The 6,976-nt window shown below is 64.5% G+C and carries 5 protein-coding genes and 1 pseudogene; 3 read left to right on the forward strand and 3 right to left on the reverse strand.

Translation table 11 applies throughout. From position 1 onward, the window contains the following. From OQK_RS30650 to OQK_RS24745, 3 genes and pseudogenes are all read right to left on the reverse strand, one after another. Positions 1-180, reverse strand: a pseudogene (locus tag OQK_RS30650) (diguanylate cyclase); the annotation flags it as partial. A gap of 130 nt (positions 181-310) precedes the next feature. Next, positions 311-1,216 (reverse strand): LysR family transcriptional regulator, encoded by a 906-nt coding sequence (locus tag OQK_RS24740; RefSeq protein WP_016774792.1) that lies wholly within the window; start codon positions 1,214-1,216, stop codon positions 311-313. Positions 1,217-1,310: 94 nt separating this feature from the next. After that, on the reverse strand, positions 1,311-2,510 hold the full coding sequence (locus OQK_RS24745; RefSeq protein WP_016774793.1) for an MFS transporter: 1,200 nt from the start codon (positions 2,508-2,510) through the stop codon (positions 1,311-1,313). Positions 2,511-2,597: 87 nt separating this feature from the next. Between OQK_RS24745 and OQK_RS24750 the strand changes: the two genes are divergently transcribed. Genes OQK_RS24750 through OQK_RS24760 form a run of 3 tightly spaced genes read left to right on the forward strand, consistent with a single transcriptional unit; the run spans position 2,598 to position 6,777 of the window. Beyond that, on the forward strand, positions 2,598-4,076 hold the full coding sequence (locus OQK_RS24750) for a c-type cytochrome (RefSeq protein WP_016774794.1): 1,479 nt from the start codon (positions 2,598-2,600) through the stop codon (positions 4,074-4,076). Next, a complete protein-coding gene (locus OQK_RS24755) occupies positions 4,073-4,546 on the forward strand; it encodes a (2Fe-2S)-binding protein (RefSeq protein WP_016774795.1) in 474 nt (157 codons plus the stop codon). Before OQK_RS24750 ends, OQK_RS24755 begins: the two co-directional genes overlap by 4 nt. Continuing rightward, a complete protein-coding gene (locus OQK_RS24760; RefSeq protein WP_016774796.1) occupies positions 4,543-6,777 on the forward strand; it encodes a xanthine dehydrogenase family protein molybdopterin-binding subunit in 2,235 nt (744 codons plus the stop codon). The genes OQK_RS24755 and OQK_RS24760 overlap by 4 nt, the downstream gene beginning before the upstream one ends. The last annotated feature ends 199 nt before the right edge of the window (positions 6,778-6,976 follow it).

A 6,976-nucleotide genomic window follows, 5' to 3' on the forward strand; every position in this document is an offset into this window, starting at 1 on the left:
GCTTTGCCGGACGATGCCTTCGGTGTAGGTGTTGAGCGCCTGGGTCAGGTTCAGGCCATGCACGTCGACTTCCGCCAGCGCACGCTCGCGCGAAGACCAGACTTTCCAGATCGTCAGTGAAGTCAGGGAACAGCCAATCACCAGCAGCAGGAGCATTACAAGGCGAGTATCACGCTTCACGTCAGTACCTTAAGGAAGTCCGGGATCCATTCCAGCCATCATTCGAACGTCGGCACTCACGGCGGCCACGTGTTCCGGGGCGCAAGCATACAAGCAGTGTGCAGCGGCTGCAGCAACAGAGTGTGCAGTGCTAAGCAGCGGGTTTGAGGATTTCCACGAGAAAATCGATGAACACGTTGATCCGGCTCGATCCACGGTGGTTGGGCAGGTATAGCGCGTTGATGCAACTGCTGGCGCTGCCGGGGTTGACTTCATAGTGTTCAAGCAAGCGCGTCAGGCGTCCGGCGGCGACGTCGTCGCGCACCAGCCAGTCGGCCAGCAGCGCCACCCCGCCACCGCCAATCGCCGCTTCGCGCAGGATGTCGGCATTGTTGCTTTGCAGGCGACCCTGGACGTTGAGCTGAATCGGCTCTTCGTCGCCCTGAAAGGTCCAGTGGTGATGGCTGCCGCCGTAGTCGAAGCGCAGGCATTGGTGCTCGAGCAGATCCCGCGGATGCTCCAGCACGCCGCTGCGCGCCAGATAATCCGGGCTGGCGACAATCCAACGCTGAAAGTGGCCGACGCGTTTGCTGACGATGTCCTCGCTGACTACCGTCGAGCCGAGCCGCACTGAAACGTCGATCTGCTCGCTGAGCAAATCGCTGACCTGATCGCTCAGCGACAGACTGATCTCCAGCCCCGGATGGCGCTCGAGCAAGCGGCTCAGGTGCGGCGCAATCAGCCTGCGGCCAAACTCCACCGGCACACTGATGCGCAAGCGGCCCTGGGCATCACTGCCACGATCGGCGACCACCGCATCGGCTTCGTCGATGGCATCGAGAATGGCCACGGCCTTCTCGAAATAGGTCTGGCCGGCGACGGTCACGCTGGTATTGCGCGTGGTGCGATTGAGCAGGCTGGCGCCCAACTCGTTTTCCAGCCCGGCCACTTGCCGTGTCACCGAAGACGTCGAAATCCCAAGCTTGCGCGCCGCCGAGGAATAGCCTCCGCAGCGCACGGTTTCAACAAACATCTTCAAGGCCAGCAACTTGTCCATAAGCGGGGTCCGGTGGTGAGGGAACGCCGCTGATTGTGCATCAGCGCTCGCCACACGTCTTGTATCGTCGTGCTTGCCGGGCCTCATCGCGACCTCAGCCATCAGCCTTGCGACCCAGGAACAACGCCAGCGCCAGCGCCGGCAACACCGCCACGGCGACGGCCGAGAGGTTCCAGCCGAAGTGTTCATACAGCGGGCTGGCGACCAGCGAGCCGAGGGCGCCGCCGACGAAGATGCTGGTCATGTACACCGCATTCAGGCGGGCGCGGCTGTGCGGGTCGAGGGCGTAGACCTCACGCTGGCCGAGGACCATGTTCAGTTGCACGGCAAAATCCAGTAGCACCGCACACACCACCAGCCATACGTAACCACTGCCCGGCAACGCGGCGATCAACAGCGACAGCGGCGCCAGCAGCAACGCCACCAAGGTACCGCGACGACCGTGCCCGGCATCGGCCAGACGCCCGGCAATCGGCGCGGCAATCGCACCCACCGCGCCGACCAGGGCGAAGATCGCCACTTGCGCCTGGCTGAAGCCGTGATGACGCATCAGCTCAATCGGCGCGAGGGTCCAGAACAGGCTGAAACTGGCGAACAGCAAACCCTGATACAGCGAACGCTGGCGCAACACAGGAAAGCGCCGGGCTAGGGCAAACACCGAACCGATCAACGCGACATAAGTGGCTTTGTGCGTCGGCACCCGGCGCGGCAATGCCACAGCGGTAATCAACGCGATCACCGCCATCAGTGCCGCCGCGCTGTAAAACACCCCGCGCCAGCCGAACACTTCGACCAACAGGCTCGACAGCGGCCGCGACAGCAGAATCCCCAACAACAGGCCGCTCATGATGTTGCCGACCACGCGCCCCCGGCTGGCTTCCGGCGCCAGATGCGCGGCCAACGGCACAAGAATCTGCACCGCCACCGAGGTCAGGCCGATCAGCAAAGAGAGCAGCAGAAACAGTGACGGCGAATGAGTCAGGCCAGCGCACAGCAGCGTGGCGCTGGCAGCGAGGGTGAAGCCGACCACCAGACGGCGGTTTTCCATCAGGTCGGCCAGCGGCACCAGCAGCAACAAGCCCAGCGCGTAACCGAACTGCGTCAGCGACACGATCAGGCTGGCATTGGCGCTGGACAGGCCGATCTGCGGGGCGATCAGTTCGACGATGGGTTGTGCGTAATACAGGTTGGCGACGACCGCGCCGCAGCAGAAGGCCAGAAACGCGACCATCAGGCCGGAGAGTGAAGCAGGCTGTTCGGCCGGGGCCGCAACGGCAGGGTTGCCCGTAAGCATGGTGACACCTCGTTGAGTTCGGGAAAGTTGTGCCAAGGCTACGGTCAGCCGACGGCAGCGAGAATCCGTGCCACTGGCAACGCACTGATGCGTAGCGCGCAACGTTGCTTGTGGCGCAACGCGCTGTTGCGCGGGCCGGTGATTCTCCGCCGCAAGGGTCTTCTCTACGCTTTGGCCCTGGCGCTGACGTCCGCATCGGCGCCCTTCCCCGGCTGCTACAAGGAGCGTTTCCATGACCCGCACTGCACTCGTCCTGCCACTGTCCGCCGCGTTTTTCTGCCGACCATGAACAGCCATTTGCTCAAATCCAGAACCCTGTGGATCAGCGTCGGCGTGCTCGCGGTGCTCGGTCTGATCGTCGCCGTCGCGCTGATGTGGCGCCCGGCGATCGCGCCAATCAAACGGCCGACGTCATTCGATACTGCGCAGTTGCAACGCGGCGCACGGGTGGTCGAGGCCGGCGACTGCGCGGTGTGCCATACCCGCCCCGGCGGCGAATACCTGGCTGGCGGGCTGCCGCTGGTGACGCCGTTCGGCACGCTGTACAGCACCAACATCACCCCGGATGCGCAGACCGGCATCGGCGAATGGTCACTGCCGGCCTTCGAGCGGGCGATGCGTGAAGGCATTGCCCGCGACGGCCACTTTCTCTACCCGGCGTTTCCTTACGTGCACTACCGGCGCATGAGCTCCGAAGACATCGCCGACGCCTATGCCTACTTGATGAGCGGCCCCGCCGTACACGCCCCGGCGCGGCAGAACCAGATGAACTTCCCGATGAACATCCGCCCGCTGGTGTCGTTCTGGAATCTGCTGTTTCTGCATGGCGAGCCGCTCACGCCGCTGGCCGAACACAGCGCGGCATGGAATCGCGGACGCTATCTGGTCGACGGCCCGGGCCACTGCGCCGGCTGCCATTCGCCGCTGAACCTGATCGGCGCGGAGAAATCCTCGCAATATCTGCAGGGCGGCAGCGTTGATGGCTGGGAAGCGCCGGCCCTGGTCGGCCTCGGGCAGCGCGCCAATCCGTGGAGTCGCGAGCAATTGGTCGGCTACCTGCGCGCCGACGTGGTCAATGGCCACGGCACGCCCGCCGGCCCGATGCGCCCGGTCAGCCTGAGTCTGGCGCGCTTGCCGGCCAGCGAAGCCGAGGCGATTGCCGACTACCTGCTGAGCCTGCAAAACCCGCACGCGGTGAGCGAAACCACCGCGAAAAAGCAGCCGAGCAGTCCAGCGGATCACAGCACCGGCGCCCTGCTCTTCAGCAGCGCCTGCGCCGGATGTCACGCACCCGCCGCGCCGATGCGCGAAATCGACGGCCGCCCAGGCCTGCAAAGCACTTCGGCGCTGCAAGCGGCCAGCCCGCGCAACTTTCTCAAGACCGTGCTCGAAGGCGTGCCCGCCATTCCCGGCGCCCCCGGCCCGGTGATGCCGCCGTTCGCCGCCAGCCTCGACAACGCCCAACTCGGCGCACTCGCCGCGTATCTGCGCGAGCAAGCCAAACCCGAGCAGCCATGGACCGACCTTTCTTCCACTATTGAAGCGTTACGTCAGGAGACGAAATGAGCCAGATCACTCTCACCGTCAATGGAGCCGCCCAAGCGCTGGAGCTGGAAGCGGACATGCCGCTGCTGTATGCGCTGCGCAACCACTTGAACCTCAACGGCGCCAAGTACGGCTGCGGCCTGGGCCAGTGCGGCGCGTGCACGGTGATCGTCGACGACCAACCGGTGTTCGCCTGCCTCACGCCGTGCGCAGGCCTTGAAGGGAAAAAAATCCGCACCGTGGAAAGCCTCGGCAGCGCAGACAAACCCGGCCCGTTGCAAGCGGCATTCATCGACAAGCAGGCCGCGCAATGCGGTTACTGCATCGCCGGCATGCTGATGCGCGCGCAGGCGTTGCTCGAACGTGACCCGCACCCGGACGAACAAACCATCCGCGAACACATGGCCGGCAATCTGTGCCGTTGCGGCACGCACTTGCGCATCATCGAGGCGATCAAACAGGTGGCCGGGCATAACGGGAGCCGGACATGAGCGCAGCTAACGGCTTGAACCCCAGCCGCCGGGCCTTCCTGCGCGGCGGCGCGTTGCTCATGGCTTTTACGCTGATGCCGGTAGCGCGGCGTGTCTTGGCCGACACCGAAGTCGACACCCTTGGCACTGTGGTGCTGGCCCCCGATCTGCCCGGCAGCCTGCGCACCAACCCTTACCTGGACGCGTGGATTCGCATCGGCGCCGACGGCATCACCGTGTACACCGGCAAGGTCGAACTGGGCACCGGGGTGAAAACCGCGTTGCTGCAAATTGCCGCCGAGCGTTTGCAGGTGCCGGCCAGCGCCGTCAATTTGCTCACCGCCGACACTGCGCTGACGCCCAACGAAGGCTACACCGCCGGCAGCCACAGTATTTTCGACAGCGGCACCGCGCTGTACAACGCTGCCGCGCAGGTGCGGGAAATGCTCGTCGACGCCGCCGCGCGCCATTGGCAAGTCGATACTGCGCAACTGAGCACTCGCGACGGCATCATCGAAGGGCCGAATGGTCAGCGCATGGCATATGCCGACGCGGTCAAGCATGTCGATGTGCACCAGTACGCCAAGGCGCAATCACCGGCGATGGCGGCGGCCGACTTCAAACTGATCGGCCACAACCTGCCGCGCCTGGACATTCCGGCCAAGGTCAGCGGCGGCGAGGCATTTGTGCAGGACATGCGCCTGCCGGGCATGCTGCACGCGCGTGTCATCCGCCCGCCGCGTCCCGGCTGCACGCTTCAGGCGTTCGATGCCGCGTCCATCGAGGCGTTGAACGGCGTGGTCAAAGTGATCCGCGACGGCAACTATCTGGCCGTGGTCGCCCGTGATGAGTGGCAAGCGATCAAGGCCATGCGCAGCGGCATTGAGAGTGCCAAGTGGAGTGGTGGCGAGGCGATTCCCGAAGCCGCCGGGATTCACGATTTGCTCAAGCAATTGCCCTCCAAGCGCTATCCGATCAGCAACAACGGCAATGCCGGCGGCGCGACCGAGACTCGCTTCAAAGCGCGGGTGACCAAGCAGTATCTGATGCATGGTTCGATCGGCCCGTCCTGTGCGGTGGCCTGGTTCAACGACGGCGTGCTCACGGTGTGGACCCACACTCAGGGCGTCTATCCGCTGCGCGCCGGTATCGCCGAAATGCTGCGGCTGCCGCCGGAACGCGTGCGCTGCATTCACACCGAAGGCTCGGGTTGCTACGGCCACAACGGCGCCGATGATGCCGCCGCCGATGCCGCGCTGATCGCCATGCGCCTGCCGGGCACGCCGGTCAGGGTGCAATGGATGCGCGAGCAGGAAAATCTCTGGGAGCCGTACAGTTCGGCGATGGTCACCGAAGTCGATGCCGGCCTCAGTCAGGGCCGTTTGCAGGACTGGAACTACGAGCTGTGGACCACGCCGCACAACGAACGCATCGTCAATGCCGGGCGCCTGCTGCCGGCACGCCTGTTGGCGAAACCCTTCACCTCGGCGCCCTCGGTGCCAATCGCCCAGCCCGAAGGTGATGGCGATCGCAACGCGGTGCCGCTGTACGAGCTGGGCGCGACGCGGATCAACATGAATTTCGTCACCACCATGCCGTTCCGCACTTCGGCCATGCGCTCGCTGGGTGCGCACATCAACATCTTCGCCATCGAGGCGGGTATCGATGAGTTGGCGATCAAGGCCGGGCTCGATCCGCTGGCGTTGCGTCTGGCGCATCTGCGCGACCCGCGTGCCCGGGCTGTGATTGAGCGCGTGCGTGACGAAATCGGCTGGCCCCACAAGAGCAGCGAACCCGGCGCGGGAATCGGTTTTGCCTTCGCCCGCTACAAGAACATCATGGGTTACTGCGCCCTCGCGGTGAAACTGCGGGTGCATCCGCAGACCGGCGAGATACGTGTCGATCATGTGGTGACAGCGGTCGATGTTGGCCAGATTGTCAGCCCAGATGGCCTGCGCAATCAGGTCGAGGGCGGCATCGTCCAGTCGACAAGCTGGACGCTCTACGAAAAAGTCGCCTACGACGCCGGCGGCATTCGCAGCTATGACTGGAGCGGTTATCCGATTCTGCGTTTCACGCAATTGCCGAAAAAAGTCGATGTGCACCTGCTCGATCAACCGGGCGAACCTTTCCTCGGTGCTGCCGAAATTGTGCAAGGGCCAATGGCTGCTGCGCTCGGCAACGCGGTCAGCAATGCAACCGGCCGGCGCTGGCTGAATCTGCCGCTGACTCGCTCGACCCAACCCGCCTGAACCACGCCCGCGTTCATCAGCGATGAGCGCGGGTGCCGTTGCGTTGCGCGCAAAACTGCGTAGCGCCGGCCACGGATTATCAGCCCCGCCACCCCCGGTTAAGTTACCTGCACAGCGCGCGGCACCTGGCTGCCGCGCTTGAACCCTACTCATCGAAATCCGGAGCTACCCATGACCCGTCGCCTGTTCCAACCTATCG

It is taken from the genome of Pseudomonas sp. R62, assembly GCF_000257605.1.
GTDB classification, from domain to species: domain Bacteria; phylum Pseudomonadota; class Gammaproteobacteria; order Pseudomonadales; family Pseudomonadaceae; genus Aquipseudomonas; species Aquipseudomonas atacamensis.